General features: G+C 69.1%; 31 protein-coding genes. 21 read left to right on the top strand and 10 right to left on the bottom strand.

Features of this window, described 5'->3' with window-relative positions; genetic code table 11:
- Positions 1-39 precede the first annotated feature (39 nt).
- From AB0M63_RS16920 to AB0M63_RS16910, 3 genes are all read right to left on the bottom strand, one after another.
- Positions 40-1,233, bottom strand: a complete 1,194-nt coding sequence (locus AB0M63_RS16920; RefSeq protein ID WP_355909934.1) for a trypsin-like peptidase domain-containing protein — start codon at positions 1,231-1,233, stop codon at positions 40-42.
- Between the two features lie 162 nt (positions 1,234-1,395).
- On the bottom strand, positions 1,396-2,424 hold the full coding sequence (locus AB0M63_RS16915; RefSeq protein WP_355909937.1) for a LacI family DNA-binding transcriptional regulator: 1,029 nt from the start codon (positions 2,422-2,424) through the stop codon (positions 1,396-1,398).
- A gap of 96 nt (positions 2,425-2,520) precedes the next feature.
- Positions 2,521-3,321 (bottom strand): response regulator transcription factor, encoded by an 801-nt coding sequence (locus AB0M63_RS16910; RefSeq protein WP_355909940.1) that lies wholly within the window; start codon positions 3,319-3,321, stop codon positions 2,521-2,523.
- A gap of 204 nt (positions 3,322-3,525) precedes the next feature.
- Between AB0M63_RS16910 and AB0M63_RS16905 the strand changes: the two genes are divergently transcribed.
- The 7 genes from AB0M63_RS16905 (at position 3,526) to AB0M63_RS16875 (ending at position 8,603) form a co-directional block, all read left to right on the top strand.
- A complete protein-coding gene (locus AB0M63_RS16905; RefSeq protein WP_366019879.1) occupies positions 3,526-4,410 on the top strand; it encodes an alpha/beta fold hydrolase in 885 nt (294 codons plus the stop codon).
- 54 nt (positions 4,411-4,464) lie between these two features.
- Positions 4,465-4,719 (top strand): MoaD/ThiS family protein, encoded by a 255-nt coding sequence (locus AB0M63_RS16900; RefSeq protein WP_355909946.1) that lies wholly within the window; start codon positions 4,465-4,467, stop codon positions 4,717-4,719.
- An 8-nt stretch (positions 4,720-4,727) separates the two neighbouring features.
- Complete coding sequence (locus tag AB0M63_RS16895) at positions 4,728-5,828, top strand: hypothetical protein (protein WP_366019878.1); 1,101 nt, start codon at positions 4,728-4,730, stop codon at positions 5,826-5,828.
- A 129-nt stretch (positions 5,829-5,957) separates the two neighbouring features.
- Positions 5,958-6,698, top strand: coding sequence for a DUF2993 domain-containing protein (locus tag AB0M63_RS16890; RefSeq protein WP_355910281.1), 741 nt, complete (start codon positions 5,958-5,960; stop codon positions 6,696-6,698).
- Positions 6,699-7,104: 406 nt separating this feature from the next.
- The gene (locus AB0M63_RS16885; RefSeq protein WP_366019877.1) at positions 7,105-7,944 is read left to right on the top strand and encodes a sulfurtransferase; all 840 of its coding nucleotides are present in this window, start codon (positions 7,105-7,107) and stop codon (positions 7,942-7,944) included.
- Between the two features lie 33 nt (positions 7,945-7,977).
- On the top strand, positions 7,978-8,265 hold the full coding sequence (locus tag AB0M63_RS16880) for a DUF1416 domain-containing protein (RefSeq protein WP_149509380.1): 288 nt from the start codon (positions 7,978-7,980) through the stop codon (positions 8,263-8,265).
- Positions 8,266-8,342: 77 nt separating this feature from the next.
- The gene (locus AB0M63_RS16875) at positions 8,343-8,603 is read left to right on the top strand and encodes a DUF3099 domain-containing protein (RefSeq protein ID WP_355909956.1); all 261 of its coding nucleotides are present in this window, start codon (positions 8,343-8,345) and stop codon (positions 8,601-8,603) included.
- 13 nt (positions 8,604-8,616) lie between these two features.
- Here AB0M63_RS16875 and AB0M63_RS16870 read toward each other — a convergent pair whose 3' ends face one another.
- Positions 8,617-9,354 carry a hypothetical protein gene (locus AB0M63_RS16870; protein WP_366019876.1) on the bottom strand — a complete coding sequence of 246 codons (738 nt, stop codon included), beginning with the start codon at positions 9,352-9,354 and terminating at the stop codon, positions 8,617-8,619.
- Between the two features lie 317 nt (positions 9,355-9,671).
- On the opposite strand from AB0M63_RS16870, the gene AB0M63_RS16865 reads away from it, so the two are divergent.
- Positions 9,672-10,073: a VOC family protein gene (locus AB0M63_RS16865; RefSeq protein ID WP_366019874.1), complete on the top strand. Its 402-nt coding sequence runs from the start codon at positions 9,672-9,674 to the stop codon at positions 10,071-10,073.
- Here AB0M63_RS16865 and AB0M63_RS16860 read toward each other — a convergent pair.
- From AB0M63_RS16860 to AB0M63_RS16850, 3 genes are all read right to left on the bottom strand, one after another.
- Positions 10,042-11,160, bottom strand: a complete 1,119-nt coding sequence (locus tag AB0M63_RS16860) for a class I SAM-dependent methyltransferase (protein ID WP_366019873.1) — start codon at positions 11,158-11,160, stop codon at positions 10,042-10,044. The two genes, AB0M63_RS16865 and AB0M63_RS16860, sit on opposite strands and share 32 nt — an antisense overlap.
- 182 nt (positions 11,161-11,342) lie before the next feature.
- Positions 11,343-11,591 carry a hypothetical protein gene (locus AB0M63_RS16855; protein WP_355909968.1) on the bottom strand — a complete coding sequence of 83 codons (249 nt, stop codon included), beginning with the start codon at positions 11,589-11,591 and terminating at the stop codon, positions 11,343-11,345.
- Positions 11,588-11,953, bottom strand: coding sequence for a hypothetical protein (locus AB0M63_RS16850; RefSeq protein ID WP_355909971.1), 366 nt, complete (start codon positions 11,951-11,953; stop codon positions 11,588-11,590). Before AB0M63_RS16850 ends, AB0M63_RS16855 begins: the two co-directional genes overlap by 4 nt.
- 168 nt (positions 11,954-12,121) lie before the next feature.
- Here AB0M63_RS16850 and AB0M63_RS16845 point away from each other — a divergent pair, with 168 nt between their 5' ends.
- The gene (locus tag AB0M63_RS16845) at positions 12,122-12,967 is read left to right on the top strand and encodes a helix-turn-helix transcriptional regulator (protein ID WP_366019872.1); all 846 of its coding nucleotides are present in this window, start codon (positions 12,122-12,124) and stop codon (positions 12,965-12,967) included.
- Positions 12,949-13,146, top strand: a complete 198-nt coding sequence (locus AB0M63_RS16840; protein ID WP_366019871.1) for a DUF397 domain-containing protein — start codon at positions 12,949-12,951, stop codon at positions 13,144-13,146. The genes AB0M63_RS16845 and AB0M63_RS16840 overlap by 19 nt, the downstream gene beginning before the upstream one ends.
- Here the strand turns inward: AB0M63_RS16840 and AB0M63_RS16835 are convergent.
- A complete protein-coding gene (locus AB0M63_RS16835; RefSeq protein ID WP_355909977.1) occupies positions 13,140-13,502 on the bottom strand; it encodes a DsrE family protein in 363 nt (120 codons plus the stop codon). The genes AB0M63_RS16840 and AB0M63_RS16835 overlap by 7 nt on opposite strands.
- A 101-nt stretch (positions 13,503-13,603) precedes the next feature.
- Between AB0M63_RS16835 and AB0M63_RS16830 the strand changes: the two genes are divergently transcribed.
- The 6 genes from AB0M63_RS16830 to AB0M63_RS16805 all read left to right on the top strand — a co-directional run bounded on the left by AB0M63_RS16830 (position 13,604) and on the right by AB0M63_RS16805 (position 18,215).
- The gene (locus AB0M63_RS16830; RefSeq protein ID WP_366019870.1) at positions 13,604-14,380 is read left to right on the top strand and encodes a hypothetical protein; all 777 of its coding nucleotides are present in this window, start codon (positions 13,604-13,606) and stop codon (positions 14,378-14,380) included.
- Entirely contained in the window at positions 14,377-15,183 is an 807-nt protein-coding gene (locus AB0M63_RS16825; protein WP_366019869.1) for a hypothetical protein, read from the top strand. Before AB0M63_RS16830 ends, AB0M63_RS16825 begins: the two co-directional genes overlap by 4 nt.
- Complete coding sequence (locus tag AB0M63_RS16820; RefSeq protein WP_366019868.1) at positions 15,180-16,028, top strand: hypothetical protein; 849 nt, start codon at positions 15,180-15,182, stop codon at positions 16,026-16,028. Before AB0M63_RS16825 ends, AB0M63_RS16820 begins: the two co-directional genes overlap by 4 nt.
- Before the next feature lie 182 nt (positions 16,029-16,210).
- Entirely contained in the window at positions 16,211-16,786 is a 576-nt protein-coding gene (locus tag AB0M63_RS16815) for an FABP family protein (protein ID WP_355909989.1), read from the top strand.
- Positions 16,787-16,801: 15 nt separating this feature from the next.
- Complete coding sequence (locus AB0M63_RS16810; RefSeq protein WP_355909992.1) at positions 16,802-17,239, top strand: transcriptional repressor; 438 nt, start codon at positions 16,802-16,804, stop codon at positions 17,237-17,239.
- Between the two features lie 10 nt (positions 17,240-17,249).
- Positions 17,250-18,215, top strand: coding sequence for a folate-binding protein (locus AB0M63_RS16805; RefSeq protein WP_355909995.1), 966 nt, complete (start codon positions 17,250-17,252; stop codon positions 18,213-18,215).
- Between the two features lie 7 nt (positions 18,216-18,222).
- Here AB0M63_RS16805 and dtd read toward each other — a convergent pair whose 3' ends face one another.
- Positions 18,223-18,648 (bottom strand): D-aminoacyl-tRNA deacylase, encoded by a 426-nt coding sequence (gene dtd, locus AB0M63_RS16800; RefSeq protein WP_355909997.1) that lies wholly within the window; start codon positions 18,646-18,648, stop codon positions 18,223-18,225.
- 168 nt (positions 18,649-18,816) lie between these two features.
- Here dtd and AB0M63_RS16795 point away from each other — a divergent pair, with 168 nt between their 5' ends.
- The 3 genes from AB0M63_RS16795 (at position 18,817) to AB0M63_RS16785 (ending at position 21,876) form a co-directional block, all read left to right on the top strand.
- Positions 18,817-19,413 carry an aerial mycelium formation protein gene (locus AB0M63_RS16795; RefSeq protein ID WP_355910000.1) on the top strand — a complete coding sequence of 199 codons (597 nt, stop codon included), beginning with the start codon at positions 18,817-18,819 and terminating at the stop codon, positions 19,411-19,413.
- Between the two features lie 123 nt (positions 19,414-19,536).
- Entirely contained in the window at positions 19,537-20,796 is a 1,260-nt protein-coding gene (locus tag AB0M63_RS16790; protein WP_366019867.1) for a GNAT family N-acetyltransferase, read from the top strand.
- 246 nt (positions 20,797-21,042) lie between these two features.
- Positions 21,043-21,876, top strand: coding sequence for a winged helix-turn-helix domain-containing protein (locus AB0M63_RS16785; protein WP_366019945.1), 834 nt, complete (start codon positions 21,043-21,045; stop codon positions 21,874-21,876).
- Between the two features lie 46 nt (positions 21,877-21,922).
- Here the strand turns inward: AB0M63_RS16785 and AB0M63_RS16780 are convergent, their stop codons facing one another.
- Positions 21,923-22,111: a hypothetical protein gene (locus tag AB0M63_RS16780; RefSeq protein ID WP_019062567.1), complete on the bottom strand. Its 189-nt coding sequence runs from the start codon at positions 22,109-22,111 to the stop codon at positions 21,923-21,925.
- Between the two features lie 166 nt (positions 22,112-22,277).
- Here AB0M63_RS16780 and AB0M63_RS16775 point away from each other — a divergent pair, with 166 nt between their 5' ends.
- Positions 22,278-23,156 (top strand): GntR family transcriptional regulator, encoded by an 879-nt coding sequence (locus AB0M63_RS16775; protein ID WP_355910007.1) that lies wholly within the window; start codon positions 22,278-22,280, stop codon positions 23,154-23,156.
- Positions 23,156-23,890, top strand: a complete 735-nt coding sequence (locus tag AB0M63_RS16770; protein WP_366019866.1) for an HAD family hydrolase — start codon at positions 23,156-23,158, stop codon at positions 23,888-23,890. The genes AB0M63_RS16775 and AB0M63_RS16770 overlap by 1 nt, the downstream gene beginning before the upstream one ends.
- The last annotated feature ends 33 nt before the right edge of the window (positions 23,891-23,923 follow it).

The following is a 23,923-nucleotide window of genomic DNA, read 5'->3' as shown; positions in this document are numbered from 1 at the left end:
TACTGGACTGATCGCTGAACTGAGCGTTGGAGCCTTGGTCTAGCTGTCGGAGCCGCCCGCCCGCAGCGAGGCCAGGTCCGCCTTGACGGTGTTGATCGGGATGGCGAAGCCGATGCCGATGCTGCCGGCGTCGGACGAGGAGGACGAGGACGAACTGGAGGAGTACATCGCGGAGTTGATGCCGATGATGTTGCCGTTCGCGTCGATCAGCGCACCGCCGGAGTTGCCGGGGTTGAGGGACGCGTCGGTCTGGATCGCCTTGTACGTCGTGGTGGACGAGCCGGTGTCGCCGTTGAACTGCTGGCCGCCGAACTGGAAGGGCCACTGGCCGCTGCCGTCCGAGCCCTGGCTCTGACTCTGGCTCTCGTCGGTCGAGACGGTCACGTCACGGTTCAGGGCGGAGACGATGCCGCTGGTGACGGTGCCGGTGAGCCCCTCGGGGGAGCCGATCGCGACGACCGTGTCGCCGATCTGGACGCCGGCGGAGTTGCCGAGCGTGGCGGCCTTGAGGCCGGAGGCGTTCGACAGCTTGAGGAGTGCGAGGTCCTTCTTGCTGTCGGTGCCCACGACCGTCGCGGTGTAGGACTTGCCGTCGCTCGTCTTGACCTTGACCGAGGTGGCGCCGGAGATCACGTGGTTGTTGGTGATGATCTCGCCGTTGCTGGTGATGATCACGCCCGCACCGGTCGAGGTGCCGTTGCTGAGGGTGGCCTCGACCTCGACCACGCTCGGACTGACCGTCGCGGCGATGGTGGCGACGTCGCCCCGCTTGCTGGAGGGCACGACCGCCGTGGTGGTGCTGGAGGTGGCGACGGTGTCCTTGCCGGTCAGCTGCTGGAACGCGTAGGCGGTACCGCCACCGACGGCCGCGGCGACGATCGCCACGGCGGCGAGCAGCGCGATCGGGCCGCGGGTCCGCTTCCTCGGCTTGGGCGCCTCGGCCTGGACAGGGGTGAGGAGAGCCGTGTCGCCGCCACCACCGTGGCCGTCACCACCGTAGGAACCGCCGTCGGCGCCGAAGGCGGCCTGCGGGGCGGGCGCGGGGGCGGCCGTCTGGCCCGGCCACACCGTCGTACCCGGCTCGACGGTGACCGGCTGCTGCGGCTGGTGGGCCGGCGGGGGCGGCCACTCCGGGTTCACGGGAGAAGAGGCGTGCTGCTGCTGGGGGTACGCCTGCGGCTGGTCGCCCTGGGGGGTCTCGTACTCGCCGCTGCGGCGGAAGCTCTCGGTCATGGAAAAGAGACTGTCGCGTGATCATGAGAGGTACCTGAGTCCCCGCTGAGAAGCCCGACAGAACCTCGTATGCCCGATATAAAGAAGCCGGAGCCCCGAGAATCCGGGGAATCCGGCGAATCAATTCGGGGAATCCGGCGATCCGAGAGGTGTCAGGAGGCGTCAGGCCGTCTCGCAGCCGCAGGACTGCCGTATCACCAGACGCGACGGGAACACCTTCAGCCGCTCGCGCCGCGAGCCCGCCACCCGCAGGCCGTCGTCGAGGACGAGGTCCACGGCCGCGCGGGCCATCGCGGGGCGGTCCGAGGCGATCGTCGTCAGCTTCGGGTCCGCGAGGGCCGCTTCCTTGATGTCGTCGAAGCCGATCACGCCCAGCTCGCGCGGCACGTCGATGCGCAGCTCGCGCGCGGCCCGCAGCAGGCCGATCGCCTGGTCGTCGGTGGAGCAGAAGATCGCGGGCGGCCGCTGGGGTCCGGCGAGGATCCCGAGGGCGACCTGGTAGGCGTCGTAGCGGTTGTACGGCGCCTCGAACAGGCGGCCCTCGGTGGGCAGCCCGGCCTCGGCCATCGCGCGCCGCCAGCCCTCGACGTGGTCGGAGACCGGGTCACCGACGGACGGCGTCTCCGCCGTACCGCCCATACAGGCGACGTAGTCATAGCCGTGTTCGAGGAGGTGGCGTACGGCGAGCTGGGCGCCGCCGAGGTCGTCCGTCACCACGGCGACGTCGTCGATGGCCTCGGGGCGCTCGTGCAGGAGGACGACCCGGGCGTCCCAGGCGTCGATCTCGGCGGCGGCGAGGTCGTTCAGCGCGTGGCTGACGAGGATCAGGCCGGAGACGCGCATCCCGAGGAAGGCGCGCAGGTAGTGGACCTCGCGCTCGGCCACGTAGTCGGAGTTCCCGACCAGGACCATCTTTCCGCGCTCGGAGGCGGCCTGTTCCACCGCGTGCGCCATCTCCCCGAAGAAGGGCTGGCGGGCGTCCGGCACGATCAGGCCTATGAGGTCCGTGCGCCGGGACGCCATGGCCTGGGCCACCCGGTCCGGCCGGTACCCCAGTTCCTTGATCGCGGCGAGGACACGCTCGCGCGTGGCCGGGGCAACCGGCCGGGGTCCGTTGTTGATGACATAGCTGACAACGGCGGTCGAGGTACCCGCCAGCCGCGCCACATCATCCCGAGTCACCTTGGCCACGCGCGGAGTCTACGCGGATGGACCCGCTCTGGGCAGGGCGTATGGAACTTCTCCACCGCTTCTCTGTGCGGAAGCAACGCCCTGCCCGGATACGACTTACGCCTCGGCCGCGATCTCGGCCGCGTCCAGGGCGGCCGAGTCGGCCTTCTCGTCCGCATCCTCCGGCTTTGCGCCGGCGATAGCGGCGCTTGCCTTGAGCTTGGCCTCCTCGCCGCCCCGGTCACCCTTCTCCGGCGTAACGAATCGATAACCGACGTTCCGGACGGTACCGATCAGCGACTCGTGCTCGGGTCCGAGCTTGGCGCGCAGGCGTCGGACGTGGACGTCGACCGTCCGCGTACCGCCGAAGTAGTCGTAGCCCCAGACCTCCTGGAGCAGTTGCGCGCGCGTGAAGACGCGGCCCGGGTGCTGCGCGAGGTACTTGAGGAGCTCGAACTCCTTGAAGGTCAGGTCGAGGACCCGGCCCTTGAGCTTGGCGCTGTAGGTCGCCTCGTCCACGGAGAGATCGCCGTTGCGGATCTCCATGGGGGAGTCGTCGTTGACGATCTGCTGGCGGCCCATGGCCAGCCGCAGTCGCGCCTCGACCTCGGCCGGACCGGCCGTGTCGAGCAGCACGTCGTCGATGCCCCAGTCGGCGGTGACGGCCGCGAGGCCGCCCTCGGTGACGACGAGGATGAGCGGACAGCCGGGTCCGGTGGACCGGAGGAGCTGACACAGGCTGCGTACCTGAGGCAGATCCCGGCGGCCGTCGATGAGGATGACGTCGGCACCGGGGGTGTCGACGAGTGCGGGGCCTTCCGCCGGTGCCACGCGCACGTTGTGCAGCAGCAGGCCAAGGGCCGGAAGCACCTCCGTCGACGGCTGGAGGGCGTTGGTCAGGAGCAGCAGAGAACTCATATGTCTGGTTCCTCCTCGGTCCCTGCGAGGACGTTTGCGGCACTGCGGCGTTGCGGCACTGCTTCTGTGGTCCCGGGGGCGCTGTATCACCGGCGGTCACCTGGGGTTTCCCGAGGTTTCCCGAGTCGTATACGACGCTCCTGAAAGCACAAAAGGACCCGGGGGCTTCGCTGCCCGAGTCCTCTGTCCAGCAGAATAGCCCACATGAGCGCTGGTACGGCAGGTCATGTGGCACGATCCACCGTTCGTCCGAACTCTGAGACGATCAGACGTACACCTTTGCGGACGTTTCTGCACACCGACGACGGTGTGACGATCGATTCCGTATACGAACCGAGGGCGGTCGTATACGACGCCTCCCCGCCACCTGCCGGTGACCTGGTGTTCGTCGTGGCCCACGGTTTCACGGGCGATGTGGACAAGCCGCACGTGCGCCGGGTGGCTGAGGCGTTCGCCCAGTACGGGGCCGTGGTCACCTTCTCCTTCCGGGGCCACGGAAGGTCCGGCGGACGGTCCACCGTCGGCGACCGTGAGGTGCTCGATCTGGCCGCCGCGGTGGCCTGGGCCCGGGAACAGGGGCATACGCGTGTGGCCACTGTGGGCTTCTCGATGGGCGGTTCCGTGGTGCTGCACCACGCGGCGCTCTACGGCCCCGAGGAGCACCCGGACGGTCAGGGGCGCAGGGGGCGCACGGAAGCGCACACGGACGCGGTGGTTTCGGTGAGTGCGCCGGCCCGCTGGTACTACCGGGGCACGGCCCCCATGCGCAAGCTCCACTGGCTGGTGACCCGCCCCGAGGGTCGGCTCGTGGGCCGCTACGGCCTCAAGACCCGTATCGATCACGGCGGTTGGGACCCGGTCCCGCTCTCCCCGGTCGAGGCGGTCCCCAGGATCGCCCCGACCCCTCTCCTCGTCGTGCACGGCGAGATCGACGGCTACTTCCCCCTCGACCACCCCCGCATGCTGGCCGCCGCAGCCGGTGACCACGCCGAACTCTGGCTGGAGCCGGGCATGGGCCACGCCGAACACGCGGCCACCGACGACCTGCTGGCCAGGATCGGGCGCTGGGCCGGTTCACAGGAGAGCTAGCCTGGCGGTTGTCGATACCGAGTTGGTCGACCCCGATCGATTGAGGAAGAGCGGATGGCAAAGGTCACGGTGCGCTACTGGGCCGCCGCGAAGGCCGCGGCCGGGACCGCCGAGGAGCCGTACGAAGCGGCCACCCTCGACGAGGCCCTCGGCGCGGTACGCGAGCGACACCCCGGGGAACTCACCCGCGTACTGCTGCGATGCTCGTTCCTCGTCGACGGTGACCCCGTGGGCACCCGCGGACATGAGACGGTACGGCTGGCCGAGGGCGGCACGGTCGAGGTGCTCCCGCCGTTCGCAGGAGGATGAGCGCACCGATGAGCAACCAGCCGTACGAGGGCTACGGCGAGGGCTACGACCCCTACGCCGCCCAGCAGCAGCAGCAGCCGCAGCAGGCGCAGGCATGGCCCGGCCATCAGCAGCAGGCGTACGACGACCCGCAGGCGGCCCAGCAGTACACCCAGCAGTGGCAGGGCCAGACCTGGGACACCCAGGTCCACCAGACCACGCCCGCGGCCGCCGACACGGCGTACCTGCCGCCGCAGAACTACCAAGCACCGCCGCAGAGTCACGACCCGTACGCGCAGGCTCCGAGACCCGAGACGCCCGCCCCCGCCCCCGAGGAGGGCTACGGCCCCTCCACCCTCTCCGGGAACGCGCGCATCACCGACGCCCAGCGGGCCCGGCTCGAAGGCCGCTCGCCGATCATCGAGCCCGGGATGCAGCCCGCCGGCCTCACCGCCCTCCTCGCGCTGCTGCTCTCCGTCACCGCGCAGATCGGGTCGTACGCCCTCGTCGTCCCGCTCGTCGTGCTCCAGGCGGTCACGGCCGCGGGCTGGTTCCGGCTGAACGGCATGTGGCCGGCCCGGCAGGGCATCGCGCTGGCCTTCGCGGGCGCGCTCGTCGCGGACGTGGTGCTGCTGGCGGCCGGGCGGGAGAACGGCCCGGCCGCGATCCTCGGCACGCTGGGCGTCTGGGTGCTGCTCTCCCTCGTCATGCAACTGCGCTCGCACGCCGACCCGGACACCCGCATCCAGAGCCTGATGGCGACGGTCGCCTCGGCGGCCCTGGCCATCGTGGCGGCCGGCCACCTCGCGGCCGACCCGGACGCGGTCACCGTGGGAGCGGCGGCGGTCGCGGTCGCGATCCTGGCCCGCGCGCTCCCGCTGCCGACCGTCGCGTCGGTCGTCGTCTCCCTCCTCGCGGCCGCCGGTGCGGGCATCGCGGCCGGCGGAATGACCGGCCTCGGCGCGAAGGGCGCGCTGCTCGGCGCGGGCGCGGCGGTCTGCGCCCTCATCGGCCACCGGGTGGCGAGCTACGACTACCCGTCCCGGTTCGTCCACTTCACGGCGGGAGTGGCCCTGCCGCTGGCGGTCGCGGCTCCGGCGGTGTACGTGCTGGGCCGCGCACTGGCGTAGTTAAGAGCCCTGTCACAGGTGATCGACAATTCCCGGTCGCACCCGCTCCGCAGGACTACTCTCGCGCTCGGCGGCCACCAGGTCGTCGTACCGCTTTCTTCGACGACCGCCAGGTGGGGGATCACCGTCATGCGTGGGCTACGAATACTTCTGATCGTCGTGGTGGTTCTGGGCATCCTGTTCGTGGTCGTGGACCGGGTCGCGGTCTACTTCGCCGAGGACGAGGCGGCGTCCAAGGTGAAGACCACCGAGAACCTGGCCACCACCCCCGACGTCTCCATCAAGGGCTTCCCCTTCCTCACCCAGGTCGCCTCCGGTGAGCTGGACGACGTGGAGCTCGGCATCAAGACCTACGAGGCGCCCACGGGCAACACCGACGGCGGCGCCTCCACGATCCGGATCGACGACCTCAAGGCCGACATGAAGGACGTCAAGTTCTCCGGCGACTACAGCTCCGCCACCGCGGCCACCGCGACCGGCTCCGCGAGCATCTCCTACGACGAGCTGCTCAAGGCCGCCAAGTCCCAGCCGACGGACGTCTTCACCGGGGTCAAGGCCCAGATCGTCAGCCTCTCCGACGGCGGCGACGGCAAGATCAAGGCCGACATGAAGGTCACGGTCACCGGCGTCGGGACGACGACGTACCCGGTGCTCAGCACGGTCACCGTCGACGGCGACACCGTGAAGGTGCACGCCGACAACCTGCCCAAGCTGGTCGTCGACCTCGCCGACTCCCGGATCCGCTCGATCACCGACTTCCAGCAGACGATCGACCAACTGCCGGGCGGTGTGAAGCTGGACAGTGTGCAGGCCGGGCAGGGCGGTGTGGAGATCAAGGTGAAGGGTTCGAACGTCAAGCTGGCCGGGTAGGGACGTGTCCGAGGAGCGAGACGCCCGCGTCCGGAGCGGGGGCGGCGCTGAGGTGTGACGACGGCCACGGAAGCCCGCAGCCCCCGCCACGGCGCCCCTGACCCTCACTCCGTCTCACATCACGGACGATCGCGTCTCAAAATACGACACACCGGTGACATGCCCGGTTATCCGTCCCTACGATCGACCCCATGAGGCAACAGGCGGATTTCACGAAGCGGCGGGCAGTGGACCTGTGCCGCGTCGCCGCCATGCTCTGTCGCACCTTCTGAGCGGAAGCGCAGACTCCCGCATTCCCGCGCGCCCTGAACAGCGCGCCTGTGCGCTGCCCTGAACTCGGACGCGAGCGCACCCCCCTCTCACGCACCGCACCGCACCGCCGCAACTGCCCCGGAGGAGAACGAACATGAGCCGCAGTGACGTCCTGGTCGACGCCGACTGGGTCGAGGCCAACCTCGACAACGCCGACATCGCCATCGTCGAGGTCGACGAGGACACGTCCGCGTACGAGAAGAACCACATCCGCAACGCCATCCGGATCGACTGGACCAAGGACCTCCAGGACCCGGTACGCCGTGACTTCGTCGACCAGGAGGGCTTCGAGAAGCTCCTGTCCGGCAAGGGCATCGCCAACGACACCCTGGTGATCCTCTACGGCGGCAACAACAACTGGTTCGCCTCGTACGCCTACTGGTACTTCAAGCTCTACGGCCACGACAACGTCAAGCTGCTCGACGGTGGCCGCAAGAAGTGGGAGCTGGACGCCCGCGAGCTGGTGGAAGAGGTGCCCTCGCGCCCCGCCACCGACTACAAGGCCAAGCCGCAGAACAAGGCGATCCGCGCGTTCCGCGACGACGTGGTGGCGGCGATCGGTGCGCAGAACCTGGTCGACGTCCGCTCGCCCGACGAGTTCTCCGGCAAGCTGCTGGCCCCGGCCCACCTCCCGCAGGAGCAGTCGCAGCGCCCGGGCCACGTCCCCTCGGCCCGCAACATCCCGTGGTCGAAGAACGCCAACGACGACGGCACCTTCAAGTCGGACGACGAGCTCAAGGAGCTCTACGCCGACGAGCAGGTCGACCTCGCCAAGGACACCATCGCGTACTGCCGTATCGGTGAGCGCTCGGCCCTGACCTGGTTCGTGCTGCACGAGCTGCTCGGTGTCGAGAACGTCAAGAACTACGACGGTTCCTGGACCGAGTACGGCAGCCTCGTCGGCGTGCCGATCGAGCTCGGCGCCAACAAGTAAGTCCGCCCCCTTTCAAGACCTCTGGAGAAGCACATGTGTGGAGCGAAGGCCGGCGGCCCCGACGCCTCGACGATCAAGCCCGGTGAGACCACGATCCAGGGCCAGGTGACCAAGGACGGCGAGCCCGTGGTCGGCTACGTCCGCCTCCTGGACTCGACCGGCGAGTTCACCGCGGAGGTCCCGACCTCCGCGACGGGCCAGTTCCGCTTCTACGCGGCCGAAGGCACCTGGACCGTCCGCGCCCTCGTCCCGGGCGCCACCGCCGACCGCACGGTCGTCGCCCAGACGGGCGGCCTCTCCGAGGTGGCGATCGCGGTCTGACGCCCGGCGCCTGACCACTGAGGGCCGCACCTTTCCCTGGTGCGGCCCTTTGGCGTGCCCAGGCCTACCCTTGAACCATGCTGGCACGCCGCCGTCGCACCTACTTCGTCATGATGGGCATCTGCATCACGCTGTTCGTCCTGGCCTGGGGAGTCGTGCGGATCTGGTCGGTCCCGGCGGCCGTGGCGATGTGTGTGGTGGCGATGGTCATCCCCCCGTTCGCCGCGATGGTCGCCAACCGCAGGGGCCCCGACGACCGCTGGTGGGACGACCCCTCCGGAGACCCGAAGTCCGACGAGTGGTGGGACGAACTGGACGGCAAGAAGCGCCGCCAGTAGCTCGACCGACGTGTCAACGGTCCCGGGCCACGGTGACCAGCAGCGGCGCCCGCGCCCCCGCCGCCGCGGCACACTCGGCGAGGACCTCACCCAGCCACCCCACGGCGTCGCACGACCACTCGGCGAGTTCGCCCCGCAGGACGAGGGTGTCCGACGCCGGGCCGCCCCAGAAGCTGTCGTCGAAAGGCGGCGGCGGGAGGTCGTCGGGGACGGCGCCGGTGCCGGTGTGGGAACGGCAGACGAAGACATCCTGATCCAGGCCGGCCACCCGCTCCGCGAGAGAGGCCGGCGCCCCGCCGCCGCTGACGGCGACCCGCACCGGAACCCGGGCCCGGGGGTCCCCGCCGGCGAACCACTCGACCGTCAGCAGGGACGGCACCCTCGCGTACGCGGGCCGGGACGCCGTGTCGATCGCCTGCACGGGCAGCAGAACCTGCACAGTGTCGACCTCGACCCGCCCGATCCGAGCCGTCACACTCTCCGCACACGACAGGAACGGCCGCACAGGCAGAGGCAGTTCATCACCCACCGCCCCCGCGTCCACCTGGAACCAGGACACCAGCCGCGTCCCCACGACACCGAGCGGATGCCGCTGCCCGGCGTCGTTCATGCCCCACAGCCGGTCGAGCCAGCCCATGGCCTGCGAGCGCCGGTGGAACAGTTGGTAGGCGTCGTGCTCCGGGTCGTGCCAGGCGTGCGGGGCGAACTCGCCGTAGAAAGCGGCGAATAGGGTTCCCGAGCTCTCGACCACGTTGTGCTCTCCCTGTCGGTCTACCGGTCTAGTAGACCCGGCAGTTGACGTCGGCCTGGTTCATCGGCTTCTCGCCGGTGTCGATCTCGCACATCGACGTCCACGTGGTTGCGCCAGGACATATGACGTGCCCTGCCATGTCCAGATAGACGGCTCGCGTCGAAGTCCCTTGTCCATCAAGTGGTCCACCTTTCAGCCGATCAGATCACTTGAACGTAGGGGGAGACGGCCCGGGTGACATACCGCAGAAGGGGTGAAGCCCGAGTGGTGCTGGGCCAGGCTGGACGGCAAGAGGCGGGGCCAGTAAGAAGGCGTTCATGTCGCCTACGAGACTGTCCACCGTGGTGCTCGACGCGTATGACGCGCACGAGTTGGCCGACTTTTATCAGCGGCTGCTCGGGTATGTGGTGCGGGCGGAGGAACCCGACTGGGTGCTCATCGGCCCGCCCGGCGACGCCACCGGCACCGGCCTCTCCTTCCAGACCGAGCCCGCGTACGTCCCGCCCCTGTGGCCCACCCGGAACCCCGGTGAGCAGCAGATGATGATGCATCTCGACATCGAGGTCGACGACCTGGAGGCCGAGACCGCGAGGGCGCTGGCGGAGGGGGCCAGGCTCGCCGAGTACCAACCCCAGGACGACGTACGGGTGTTCTTCGATCCGGCGGGACATCCGTTCTGCCTGTGGATCAGCCGCCGGCCAGGCGCCACAGCGAGGTGACCTCCGCGGCGCGGGCGGCGTGGAGGGGATCCGTGGTGTCCCTCGCTCGCGGGTGCCGCGGCTTCGTGTCGATCCTGTCCAGCACATGGAGCCCAGCTCCCTCGATGACGGTCAGCAACTCCTCACGCGTCCTCAGCCCGAGGTGCTCGGCGAGGTCGGAGAGGATGAGCCAGCCCTCACCCCCTGGTGCGAGATGGGCGGTCAGCCCGTCCAGGAAACCGCGGAGCATGGCGCTGTCCGGGTCGTAGACACCTTGCTCGACGGCAGACATCGGACGGCCGGGAATCCAGGGCGGGTTGCAGACGACGAGGTCGGCGCGGCTGTCGGGAAACAGGCACGGGCCTACGACATCGATGCGCCCGGCGAGGTTCAGCCGGCGGACGTTGTCCCGGGTGCAGGACAGTGCGCGCGGATTGATGTCGGTGGCCACGACGTGGTCGACCCCGCGGCGGGCCAGGACCGCGGCGAGCACGCCCGTCCCCGTGCCGAGGTCGAACGCGGTACGGGGAGCACCCCCACCGTGGTTCGCCTGCGCGACCAGGTCCACGTACTCGCCCCTGAGCGGGGAGAACACGCCGTAGTGCGGGTGGATGCGGGCGTCGAGCGCCGGTACCTCGACGCCCTTCGCCCGCCACTGCTGGGCTCCGATCACGCCCAGCAGTTCCGTGAGAGAGACGGCCATGGGAGCGTGCGGTGGGCCGTACGCCTCGGTGCACGCCTGACGGACATCGGGAGCTCTGCGCAGAGCCAGGGAATGGTCGCCCTCCAACAGCACGAGGAGCCTGCTCAGCACACGCGCCCGGTGAGCGCGGGCGCGCCGGTGCAGATGGAAGGACTCGGCCGGGCTGCCGCCCGGGCGGGGAGGCTTGCGGTCGGTGCGTCGGCTCATCGCCCGCAGTAGCTGACGGGCGTTGTGAAAGTCGCCCAGCCACAGGAACGCCGTGCCTTCGCAGGCCAGGCGGTAGGCGCTGTCGGCTTTCATGCGGTCATCGGCGACGACGACCCGCCCCGGAAGCGGTGCGGCGCTCTCGGAATGCCAACGGGCGGAACGGATGGTGTGGGCTTCGGTCCAGTGGATCGTGGACACGACGTACTCCTCGTGATCGAACGTGCGGGGGCACGAAGAGCACTTCGACGAGGAGCAGGAGAAATGGCCCGGGTTACTACGGCAGGGCTACCGCTCCCGCGTCGAAGCGCGAGAGGAGAAGTCGCCGAGAACCATGCCGAGCGTCACGACCGGGCCTTTCAGAGAGAAGACGTACGAGTCTGTCAGCTCGCCGCGATGATCGCCATCAGCAGGCCGCCGATGCAGAGTGCCGTCAACGCCCCTGTCCAGAAGGAGTCTTCGCGCAGCACGCGGGGCGGCCGGAATCGGCGGCCCCGGGTGCGCTGCTCGGGGACGGCCTGCGGCTCGGGCGGTGGTTCCTGTGGTCGCGCCGCAGGCTGGGGCATGAGGGGTGGCGGGACGGCCCAGCTCGGGGGCACCTGGATCAGCTGGTGAGGGAGCGGTCGTTTCATGCGCGGTGGGCCTCACTCCGGTGCTTGCGCAGCAGCACGTTCGTGTCGGTCTCGGCGCTGTGGTCGCGCTCCGTCCGTGCGGTGGCCCGGAGTCCGGCGAGTTTCGCGCAGGTGGCGCAACCGGCGTCCGCCCGGGGCGGGGTGAGGACGAGGAACGGCGCGTCGGTCCGCGCGCGGCTGTTCGCCGCGCGGACCCCCGCGCTCAGCCGCTCCTGATCCGTCGCCGGCCGCAACGACGCCGGGTCCGCCTGCCATTCCCTCCCACCGCCCACGGGACGCAGCAGCGCGTAGGGGCCCGACTTGTCCTGGTACTCGCCGACCTTGTTGGTGGCGGGGTCGTAGAGCAGGGCTCCGGGTTCCATCGGCTTCTCCTCCTTTTTGTGTAACTTCCTTACAGAATGCGACAGTTGAACTACTCTGTGCATTCCTGGGTGTTACGAGGATGCCCCAGGCCGGAGGCGGACACGGCGCTGAACTGGTCAACTTCAGCGCCGGTCAATGAAATGCGGCAAATTCCACAGGAGGTTGCGATGCCCCAACGGCTGGTGGTCACGGAGCTGAGCCATGAGCCCAGGAAGCGGTTCCCCGAGGAGCTACGGCGGTTGAGGAACGAGCGCGGCATGAGTCTGCGTGAGCTCGCGAAGGTACTCGGGTGGGACGCGTCCCTCTTCGGCAAGATGGAGAGCGGGGCGACGCTGGGCGGGCCCGAGGTCGTACAGGCGCTGGATCAGTACTACGGGACGTCGCCGTTGCTACTCACCTTGTGGGAGATGGCAGTTGGGGACCCGACGCAGTTCAAGGAGCAGTATCGCCGCTACATGATGCTGGAGGCGGAGGCGGTGAGCCTGTGGCAGTACTCGGTGAGCATCGTGCCCGGTCTGCTCCAGACGGACGCGTACGCGCGCGAGGTTCTCTCGATGGGCGGGTACAGGGGCAGGGAACTGGACCAGCAGGTCGAAGCGCGCACCGGTCGGCGGAAGTTGCTGGAGAGGCAGGATGACTCGCCACCGTTCCGCGCGCTCCTCGCCGAGGCGGTACTGCGCACGCCTCTACGGGACCCGAAAGCGTGGCGGCAACAGCTTCAGCACCTGGCGGAGGCGGCGGAGCGACCGGACATCACCATCCAGGTCCTGGCGCAGAGCGCCGGTCTGTGCGGCCTGGTGAGCACCGACGTGATGTTCCTGCGACTGCTGGACGGCACTACCGTGGCGTATACGGAGAACGTGCACCGTGGCGAACTCATCGAGGAAAATGCCTCGGTTGAGAAGTTGCAACGTGCGTACGATGCGATGCGTGACCTGGCGTTGTCTCCGGCCGAGTCGCTGTCGCTCATCCTGCGGATGCTGGAGGAAGTACCTTGCGAGCCATCGACCTGACCAACGTGACGTGGCGGAAGAGCAGTTACAGCAACCCGGACGGCGGCAACTGCGTCGAGGTCGCCCCCAACCTCCCCGCCCTCGTCCCCGTCCGCGACAGCAAGAACCCCACCCACGGCACCCTCCTCTTCGGCGCGGGCGCCTGGTCGGAGTTCGTGGGCTCGGTCAAGGGTCAGTAGACCAGCGCCTGCGTCTCCTCGGCCATCGCCTCCTGCACGAACACCTGCGCCCCGGCGATCCGTACGTTCTCCAGCACATCCTTCTCGGTGATGTCCCGCCGTGCCGCGCACTGGGTGCACAGCGTGACGCGGCCGGCCGCGAGGATCGAGTCGAGCAGGTCCGGCAGCGGGGCCGCGTGCGGGAGTTCGAACTCGGCGGCGCGGCCCGGCAGCGCGAACCACGCGGACTCGCCGGTCAGCCACAGTGAGACGTCCACCCCGCTGGCCACGGCCACCGCCGCCACCGTGAACGCCTGCGAGCAGCGTTCGGGGGCGTCGGCCCCCGCGGTCACCTTGATCACGAGCTTCTTCGCCATGACCGAATCGTAATCAACTTCCTTACAACTCCCTGCAACAGCCATGGGTCTCCTGTGCGCGCGCATATGGAATGCGCATGCCATGTTCCGTGGGGGACGTTGTGGAAGTACCTGAACCTGAAACACCCGAACCTGAAACACCCGGGCCCGAAACGCCCGAAGGGGCACCGCCCCGCCGCCGTGGGCGCACCACCCTCCTCATCGCCGTCGCCGCCGTCCTCGGTGTCGTAGCCGGTACGTGCACGGGTTTCCTCGTGCAGGCCGACCGCGCACCCGACAAGCTGCCCTCGCTCGCGCAGCAGACGCTCACGCAGGCGAAGGGGCCCGCTCCCGAGCCGCTCTCGGCCGCCCAGGACCGCGAGGTCAAGGTCGACGGTGACCTGCGCAAGCTGCTCCTGAAGAAGCCGGCCGGTGCTCGGGCGGCGGACTACACCGTGGGCATCGACGGCTGGATGAGCCTGGAGGAGTACGCCGAGACGTACGACAAGCCGGACTCCGCCCTCGGTGAACTCACCGCGTCCGAGTTCCGCCGCGTCGCCGTCACCACCTGGCAGGCGACCAGCACGCGTTCCATCGAGATCAGGCTCGTGCAGTACCGCCAGGAGAACGATCTCGCGGCTGCCGACGCGGCGAAGGACGCCTACTACTTGTCCGGACGTGAGTCCCATACCGACAGCTGGCCGATCCCCGGCACCGGCGACGGGATGGTGTACGTCCACAACTCCCCGAAACGGGAGGCCGGTTATCTGGACGAGTACCAGGCCGAGGCGCGTGCCTGGCGTGGTGACATCGCCCTGGAGATGTGGGTCTCCGACACGAAGCCGGTCCCGAAGAAGACGATCATGGATCTGGCCACGCGGCAGATGGAGCGGTTGTGACCGAGAACCCCGAGCCCCTTCAGGGCTCCGCGGAGCCCGTACCGGCGACCGAGCCGGCCGAGGCCGGGAAACCCGTACGTGTGGGGCGTGGCCGTATCGCCGCGATCGCGGGTTCAGCCCTCCTCGCCGTCCTCGTCCTCGGCGGGGTCGGATACACCGTCGTGACCGTGAACGGCGCCGACCGGGACGCGGGCGCCCCCGTATGGACGTTCCCGAAGGCCGCGGCGGAGAAGAAGGCGGCGCCGGCGACGGGGTTGCGCGGCATGCTGCGGCCGTACGACTACGCCTACACCCAGGGCCCGGACATCGCCGAGTTCGGTGCCGACGCCCAGCTCACCGGGCGCGAGGCGACCGCCCTGCGCAAGGAGGAGTTCAGCGGTCTGCCACGCGCCGAGCGGCTTGCGCTGGAGGAGCAGATCGACCAGGAGCAGATCAAGGGCATCGCGATGCGCAGCTACCTCTATGCCGCCTCCTCGGACATCAACGCCTACACCGTCGAGGTCCAGCTCGCCCAGATGGACGAGAAGGCCGCGCGGAACATCGTCAGGGACGAGAACGAACTCCTGGACGCCGTCACCTTGTTCCGCAAGGGGCCCACCGTCCCGGGCCACAAGGAGGCGCTGTGCTTCCTGCCGAAGCAGGAGGCCGGGGAGAAGCTCGACACGATGCTCTGCTTCGCCAACGAGGGCGACGTCCTGATCACGCTCGACGCGTCCGGGACCAAGGCGATGGACAAGAAGGGGGTCGCGGCGTTCCTGCGCGAGCAGCTCGACCGCATCAAGACGACGGGGGAAGCGGTATGACCGAGCAGCAGCACGAGGAGCAGCAGCCCGTGATCCCGCCCATGCCGGACGCACCCCCGCCGATGCCCCCGGCCGCCCCCAAGGACCGCCGCGCGCTGCGCGCCGCCCTGCGCTGGACCGCCGCCGTCCTGGTGTTCGCGGCGGCCGGAACCGGGACGGCGTACGGCATCACGCAGATGAAGCGGTCCGACGTACCCGGTCTGTCGACCGTGTCCGACGGCCGCTGGGACTACCCGGCGATCACCCGGGCGCCCCTGCCCTCCGGCAGCCCGGGACCGTTCGCCGCGGACAACAAGGCGAGCGCCCACTACGCCGACCAGCGCGCGCTGCTCCTGCCCGCGCCCAAGGGCGCGAAGGCGGACGCGGCGCTGCGCGGCACGGACGGCTGGCTGGCGACCAGCACCTTCCTCGCGCAGTACGCCGACGCGGACGACCGTAAGGAGCTGGCCCAGAAGCTGAAGGACGACGGCCTGAGGCACATCGCGGCCCGCGGCTGGACCACTCCGGACGGTACGCACACCCGGATCTACCTGCTCCAGTTCGACACCGCGGCGACGGCGGACGACCTGTTCTCGCCCGGCCTCATCTCGTACGACAGCCCCGTCTACGCCCTGGTCGGTGCCGAGAAGACCAGCTACGACGACACCGTCAGCGACGAGATCCTCGCCGACAACGTCAAGGTGTCGGCGTACACCGAGGACAAGCCGTACGGCGCCGAGGAGGTGCGGCAGGCCTACCTCTCGGCCGGTGACACCCTCGGGCTGATCGTGCAGTCCCGCAAGGGCGGCGCGAAGGAGGTCCCCTTCCAGCAGACGGTCACCCTGCAGAGCCAGCTCCTGGGCTGACGACTAAGCTGGGGCCGGCCCTGCGTACGTACCGCACCGCGCTCACCAAGGAGCACCCGTGGAGATCTTCTTCGAAACCCTGCTGGTCCTCGTCTGCGTCGGCGTTCTCGCCTTCGCCGGACTGAGCGTGAAGAAGCTGTACCAGGGCCAGCGCTGACCCCCATCGAGGAACTGCAGACCCCATGATCGAGATCCCGTCCGACCTCCACAAGGACCTGGTCCCCCTCGTCTTCCTGCTCGGCGACTGGGCCGGCGCGGGGGTGCACGACTTCCCCGGCTCCGAGAAGTGCAACTTCGGCCAGGAGGTCACCTTCAGCCACGACGGCCGTGACTTCCTGGAGTACCGCTCCCACACCTGGGTGCTGGACAACGACGGGAACAAGGTCCGCCCGCTGGAGACCGAGTCCGGTTTCTGGCGCATCGACGCCGACCGCAAGGTAGAGGTCACGATGACGCGCGACGACGGCGTGGTCGAGATCTGGTACGGCGAGCTGGCCAAGCAGAAGCCCCAGATCGACCTGGTCACGGACGCCGTCGCCCGTACGGCCGCCTCCGGCCCCTACACCGGCGGCAAGCGCCTCTACGGCTACGTCAAGAGCGACCTCATGTGGGTCGGCGAGAAGCAGACCCCCGAGGTCGAGCTGCGCCCCTACATGTCGGCCCACCTGAAGAAGGTCGTCACCCCGGAGGACGTCGAACGCTGGGCGAAGGCCCTCCCGGACGACATGCCGGACGACGGGATCGCTTTCTTCAAGTAGCTCTAGACTTCCAGTGTGGTGAGCACCGACTGGAAAAGTGATCTGCGGCAGCGCGGCTACCGGCTGACCCCGCAGCGGCAACTCGTGCTCGAAGCCGTGGACACCCTGGAGCACGCGACCCCCGACGACATCCTCACCGAGGTGAAGAAGACCGCGTCGGGGGTCAACATCTCCACGGTGTACCGCACCCTGGAGCTCCTGGAGGAGTTGGAGCTGGTCAGCCACGCCCACCTCGGGCACGGGGCGCCGACGTACCACCTCGCCGACCGGCACCACCACATCCACCTCGTCTGCCGTGACTGCACCAACGTCATCGAGGCCGACGTGGAGGTGGCCGCCGAGTTCCGGGCCAAGCTGCGGGACACCTTCGGCTTCGAGACGGACATGAAGCACTTCGCGATCTTCGGCAGATGCCGCGACTGTTCCATGAAGACTTCAACTACCGAGTCGTAGGCTTACGGGTATGAAGAGCCCCCTGTTGTCCCTGCCCGGCGCCGTCCCCGCCGAAGGAGTGGACGAAGGCGTCGCCGCCCACTACGGCGACCTGTTCCGCGAGCAGCGCGCCCTCGCCGACGGCACCGGTTTCGTGGACCTCTCGCACCGCGGGGTGGTCGCGGTCACCGGCGACGACCGGCTGAGCTGGCTGCACCTGCTGCTCACCCAGCACGTCAGCGACCTGCGGGCGGGCGTCGCCACCGAGGCACTGATCCTCTCCGCGCACGGCCACATCGAGCACGCCCTGTACCTCGTCGACGACGGCACCACGGTGTGGATGCACACCGAGCCGGACACCCAGGAGGCGCTGATCGCCTACCTGGAGTCGATGAAGTTCTTCTACCGCGTCGAAGTCACCGACCGCACAAGCGAGTTCGCGGTCGTGTACGTCCCGGCCGGCTCCATCGCCGACGTCCCGGAGGGCGTCGTCGTACGCGAGACGCCGTACGGCCGCGACCTGTTCCTCCCGCGCGCCGACCTGGAGTCCTATGCCGAGAAGGCGGGCCCACCGGCCGGCATCCTGGCCTACGAGGCGCTGCGCGTCGAGCACCACCGCCCCCGCCTCGGCTTCGAGACCGACCACCGCACCATCCCGCACGAACTGGGCTGGATCGGCACGGCCGTACATCTCCAGAAGGGCTGCTACCGGGGACAGGAGACCGTCGCCCGCGTCCAGAACCTGGGCAAGCCGCCGCGCCGCCTCGTCTTCCTCCACCTGGACGGCAGCGAGGTCCATCTCCCGGGCCACGGCGTCGAGTTGCGCCTCGCCGACGAAGGGCCGGACGGCCGGAAGATCGGCTTCATCACGACGTCCGTACGACACCACGAACTGGGCCCGATCGCCCTGGCCCTGGTGAAGCGGAACGTACCCCTGGACGCGCGTTTGCTGGCCGACTCGACGGCGGCGGCGCAGGAGACGGTCGTAGAACCGTAGAGGTCTGTCAGAGGTCGATGACGACGGTGAACGGTCCGTCGTTCGTCAGGGAGACGCGCATCTGGGCGCCGAAGCGGCCCGTGGCCACCGTGGCGCCCAGGGCGCGGAGTCGGGCGACGACCTCGTCGACCAGGGGCTCCGCCACATCGCCGGGGGCAGCCGCGTTCCAGGTGGGGCGGCGGCCCTTGCGGGCGTCGCCGTAGAGCGTGAACTGGCTGATGACGAGCAGGGGCGCGTCGATGTCACTGCACGACCTCTCCTCGTGCAGCATGCGGATCGACCAGAGTTTGCGGGCCAGTTGGGCCGCCTTCTCCTTGGTGTCCTCGTGGGTGACGCCGACGAGGACACACAGGCCCTCGCCGTCGATCGACCCGACCGTCTCGCCCTCGACGACGACGCTCGCGCCGTCCACTCTCTGCACCACCGCACGCATGGGACCCATGATGCCGTGCGGGCGGGAGTGGCTCGGAAGGGGCCGTAGGGTAGCCCATTTTTGTTCCTTAACCCCCCATCTGGGGCCGTTCGGGGGCACTCGGTCACATACGGGCCACTTGGGGTGGCACGATGCTTCCACAAGCCGGTCGAGGGGACGGTAGAGCACATGAGCACACCGAACACCGGGCGGCTGGGATTTCACCGGCCGCCCGTGCAGCGCACGGAGACCGGCGGCCCGCTGCTGGCCGCCGAACCGACCGCGCCCGAGCTGACCGCGCTGCGGCTCCCGGAGCTGCGCGCGCTGCGCCGCGACGCGCAGCGCGACGAGGCCGACCTCAGTTACGTACGACGGCTCCTCCAGGGGCGGATCGACATCCTGCGGTCGGAGCTGGCGCGCCGCTCCCCGGCGGGCGCGGCCTCCGCGGTCGACCTGTCCGGGGCCGACCTGGTCGACCGGCTGTCGGAGATCCTCACCGACGCGCCGGCCCGGCACCGCTCCTCGGCCCGGCACGTCACGCTGGGCACCCCGCAGAGCGAGGAGTCCCGGCTGCTGGCCGCCGAGATGCTCGCCGAGGTCGAGCTCTCGGACCTGGAGGCGCGCACCGACCTGGAGCTGACCACCGCGATGGGCCGGCTCGTGCGGTACGAACAGCAGGTGTCCCGGCGCCGTCAACTCCTGCAGCACACGGCCGACGGCTGCAGCTCGGAGATCGCCCGCCGGTACCGTGAGGGAGAGGCACAGGTGGACGACCTGCTGGTGTGAGGCGAGGGGTGCCGAGGTCGTCCGCTCCGGCTTCGTGGAGAGCCGGCATCATCCAGCCCGTCCGGCGTTCGGGCGAAAAAAATCCCCGCGCGACCCCCACCCCCACCGACCTACCGTGACCCCATGACCCGCGCCCAAGACGACCTCGCCGTACGCCCCATCACCACCCCCGAGATCCCCGACTGGATCCGCGCCCTGAACACCGGCTTCCTGCGAACCCCGGCCGTCTCCGAAGAGGAGATCGCCGACCGCAGCACCTACATCGACCCGCCCCGCACCCTGGGCGCCTTCGACGACGGCCGCTGTGTGGCGACCTTCCGCTCCTTCCCCCAGGAGCTGACGGCAGTCGGCGGCACCCTCGTCCCCGCCGACGCCATCACGAACGTCAGCGTCACGGCCACCCACCGCCGCCGAGGCATCCTGACCCGCATGATGGCCCAGGACCTGGCCGCGGCGAAGGAACGCGGCGACGTCGTGGCCACCCTCATCGCCGCCGAGTACCGCATCTACGGCCGCTACGGCTTCGGCCCCGCCACCACCGCGACCGAGTGGCAGATCGACGTCACGCGGACCGGCCTCGACCCCCGCTGGTCGGCCCCGGCGGACGGCGGCCGTATCGACCTGGTGGACGGCGAGGACGTACGCAAGCTCGGCCCCGAACTGTACGAACGGCTGCGCCGTGCCCAGCCCGGCGCGGTCACCAGGGACGACCGCTGGTGGCAGGTCACCACCGGAGTGCTGAACCTGGACCGCTCCCCATGGACCGAGCCGTTCTACGCCCTCTACCGCGCGGCCGACGGCGAGGTGCAGGGCCTGGCCACCTACGTCTGCGACGACACCTGGAACGACGCCAAGCAGCCGCTCGACACGGCCACGGTGAAGAGCCTGATCGCCACCACACCGGCCGCCGAACGCGCTCTGTGGCATTACATCTGCTCGATCGACTGGGTGGCGAAGGTCAAGTCGGGCTGGCGTGCCCCCGACGACCTGCTGCCCCTCCTGCTCCCGGACCCGCGCGCGGCCACCATCACGACTCAGGCGGACTGGCTGTGGGTGCGGATCCTGGATGTCGTACGGGCCATGGAGGCGCGGTCGTACGAGGGGGAGGGCACCTTGGTGTTCGAGGTGGCCGACGGGGCCGGACTGGCGGGCGGGCGCTACCGGTTGGAGGCCTCGGCGCAGGGGGCGTCCTGTGCGCCGACCACACAGAGCGCGGAACTCACGCTGGATGTGGGGGAGTTGGGGACACTGTGGCTCGGGGGCGAGTCGGCCGTACGGCTCGCGGCGCTGGGCCGGGTCCGGGAAGAACGAGCGGGCGCCGCCCGAGTGGCCGACGCCCTGCTGCGTACGTCCAGGCGGCCATGGTGCCCGGACATCTTCTGAACGTTCCTTCCTGTCATCCGTAGCTGTAGCTGTTCAGTTGTGGTGGTGCCGGCTGACCGGGCTCTCGGCTCCCCTCCAGGAGAGAGACCCGGTCCGCCAAGTTGGCCAAGTTGGCTACCAACTCTTCTCTGGTTATCTCCTCTTGGGTGCGTCTCATAACCACCTTTCCATGAACTGCCAGAAGATGGCGGGAAGTTGTAGTGTTTGGTCGTGGACGCCGAACACGCCCAGTGGTCGCACCGCGAGCTGGCCGACGAGCTGCGCACCCGGATCAAGTCCGGTGTGCTGCGGCCCGGCCAGCGCATGCCCACGCAGGCCAGGCTGGCGGACGAGTTCGGCGTCGAGCGCGGGGCCGTACGGCAGGCGCTGCGCATCCTGCAGTCCGAGCAGCTGCTCACCAATGTGTCCAAGGGGAGCCCGGCGACCGTGGCCCCCGACCTCACCATGGCCCTGACCGGCCCGGGAGCGCCACCGCAGCCCACGATGCAGGGCCTCGCGCCGCGCATAGCGGAAGCCTTCGCGCAGCCGCACGTGGAGATCGAGGCGCTGTGTCTGACGGCCGTCTCCCTCACGCTGGCCATCGGCGAGCCGCTGCGTCAGATCCACGCCGGACAGCTGAAACCGGCCAAGGTCGACGTCCGGGTGCTGCTGCCGAGCAGCGACATCGAACTCGCCTTCCCCTCCCGGGTGGACGCCCCGGCCGACGGCCGGCTGCAACGCCGCTGGCTGGCCCACCGCAACGCCCAGGGTCAGGTGCTGAAGCACAACCTGCTCGCGTTACGGGCGACCCACGGCATCGATGTGCACATCACCTTCCGCGCGCTCCCCTTCACACCGCCGGTGAAGCTGTACCTGCTCAACGGCTCGGAGGCGCTCTTCGCCTACTACACGCTGACCCAGCGCGAGGCGGAGATCGGCCACGAACAGGTGGAGCTGTACGACGCGGAGGGCACCCAGTCGATGCTGTTCGCCTTCGAGCAGGGCGTGGGGCTGCGGGACACGACGTTCGTGGAACAGTCGCAACTGTGGTTCAACGCACTGTGGGAGACGATCAGTTCGGAGCTGACGCTGACGAGCTGATCGCCTCCCGCAGTGGCTGACCCGAAGGGCGGTGGCGGCCTTCGGGTCATAGAGCCGGTCCGGTGACCAGCAGGGCCAGGACGACGGCCCCGATGGAACTGATGGCCGGACTCTTGGCCTTGATGCCGATGGAGAGCAGTAGCAGGCCGATGATCCCGGTGGCGCCGTACTTCCACTGGACGATCTGCTCGAAGCCGACGACGAAGACGGCGGAGAGGAGGGCGATGGCAGGCACGGTGGTTCCCCCTTCGGGCTGCGGAAGCAAAACTTCCACCAACTTGAATCAACTCCAGGAAGTTGGCAGCCAACTCTGCTTAAGTTGTTCCCGATTGGCACCTACTCACACCTACTTACAATCAAGTTCCAAACAACTCCCCTTAGATGGGGCAGAGTTATACCGTTTGGTCGTGACCCAGGAGAACGTGGCAGTGAACGGCAGCAGAAGTTTCTCGCCCCAGGAGATCGCCGACACCCTGCGCGACCGCATCCGCACCGGCGACCTCAAGGCTGGCGACCGCCTGCCCACCCAGGCCGACCTGGCCGAGGAGTTCGGGGTGGAGCGGGGGACCGTACGCCAGGCGCTGCGGGTTCTCCAGGAGGCGGGGTTGCTGACGAACGTGAGCAAGGGGAGCCCGCCGCGGATCGCGGAGCGGTCCCCCGCGCCGGAGGATCCCCAGCCGACGATGGTGGGGTTGGCACCGCGGCTGACCGAGGCGTTCTCGGTGCCGGACGTGCGCATAGACGTCGTGTGCCACACCGCCGAGACACTGATGGTGGCCATCGGCGAACCCCTCCGCCAGATCCACGAGGGCCGCCTCGGCCCCCGGTCGATCGAGGTCCGCATCCTGGTCCCGTCCCGGGAGATCACCCTCGCCTTCCCCGTCCCGGTCGACGACACCGGCGAGGACGACTCGGTCCACAAGCGCTGGCTGTCGATGCGCAACGCCCAGGGCCAGGTGCTCCAGCACAACCTGCTGTCCCTGAAGGCCACCCACGGCATGGAGGTGAAGGTCACCTTCCGCGCCCTCCCCTTCACCCCACCGGTGAAGCTGTATCTCCTCAACGGCGAGGAGGCGCTGCTCGGTTACTACATGCTCACGAGACGGGAGGAGGAGTACGGCAGCCAGACCCTGGACATGTACGACGTACTGGGCTCCCAGTCCCTCCTCTTCTCCTTCCTGCGCCAGACCGGCGAGCGGGACGCCGCGTTCGTGGAGCAATCGCAGAAGTGGTTCGACGCCCTCTGGGAAACCATCACGACGGACCTGACACTCTCCTAGTGACTCCTGATACGGCGCAGACTGTTCCGGTGACAGAAGAGACAGGCAACGTGCGCGAACTGATCACCGGTGCTCGCTTCGTCCTTTTCGACTTCGACGGCCCCGTCTGCCGCCTGTTCGCAGGGCTCTCGGCGGAGGGCGTGGCCAGGGACCTGGTGTCCTGGCTGGAACGGCAGGGACTGAGAGGGCTGCTGACGCAGAGAGAGCGGGAACATCCCGATCCACACGTCGTCCTGAACGCGGTCAACAAACGGCATCCGCGCAGCGACCTGGTGGAGGAGCTGGAGGAGCTGCTCACCCAGCACGAACTCAAGGCCGTCGACTCGGCGTTCCCCACCCCGTGGGCGGATCCCCTCATACGCACCTGGAGCGCCACCGCCATCCACCTCGCCGTCGCCACCAACAACTCCCCGCGCACGGTGACGGAGTACCTCCACGGCCGGGGCCTGCTGGAGTGCTTCACCCCGCACATCTACGGCCGTACGAACGACCTCGATCTCCTGAAGCCGAACCCGCACTGCCTGAACCGGGCCCTGCGCGCCATGGGCGCCGCCCCCGGCGACGCCCTGATGATCGGCGACACTCCCTCGGACTGCGAAGCGGCACGTCGGGCGGGCGTTCCGTTCCTCGGTTACGCGCGTAACCACGACAAAGAATCGTTGCTGCGCAGGGCGGGGGCCGAGGCGGTCGTGGACTCACTGGAGCCCTTGCTGGAATTTGTGCGGCAGGTGTAGCTCAGACATACGTGCCCTCGCCCGCGGCGGTTC

This window comes from Streptomyces sp. NPDC051576, from assembly GCF_040681835.1.
Lineage (GTDB): Bacteria > Actinomycetota > Actinomycetes > Streptomycetales > Streptomycetaceae > Streptomyces.
The sequence above is the reverse complement of the archived record's forward strand: the minus strand, read 5'-3'. Positions and strand labels throughout refer to the sequence as shown.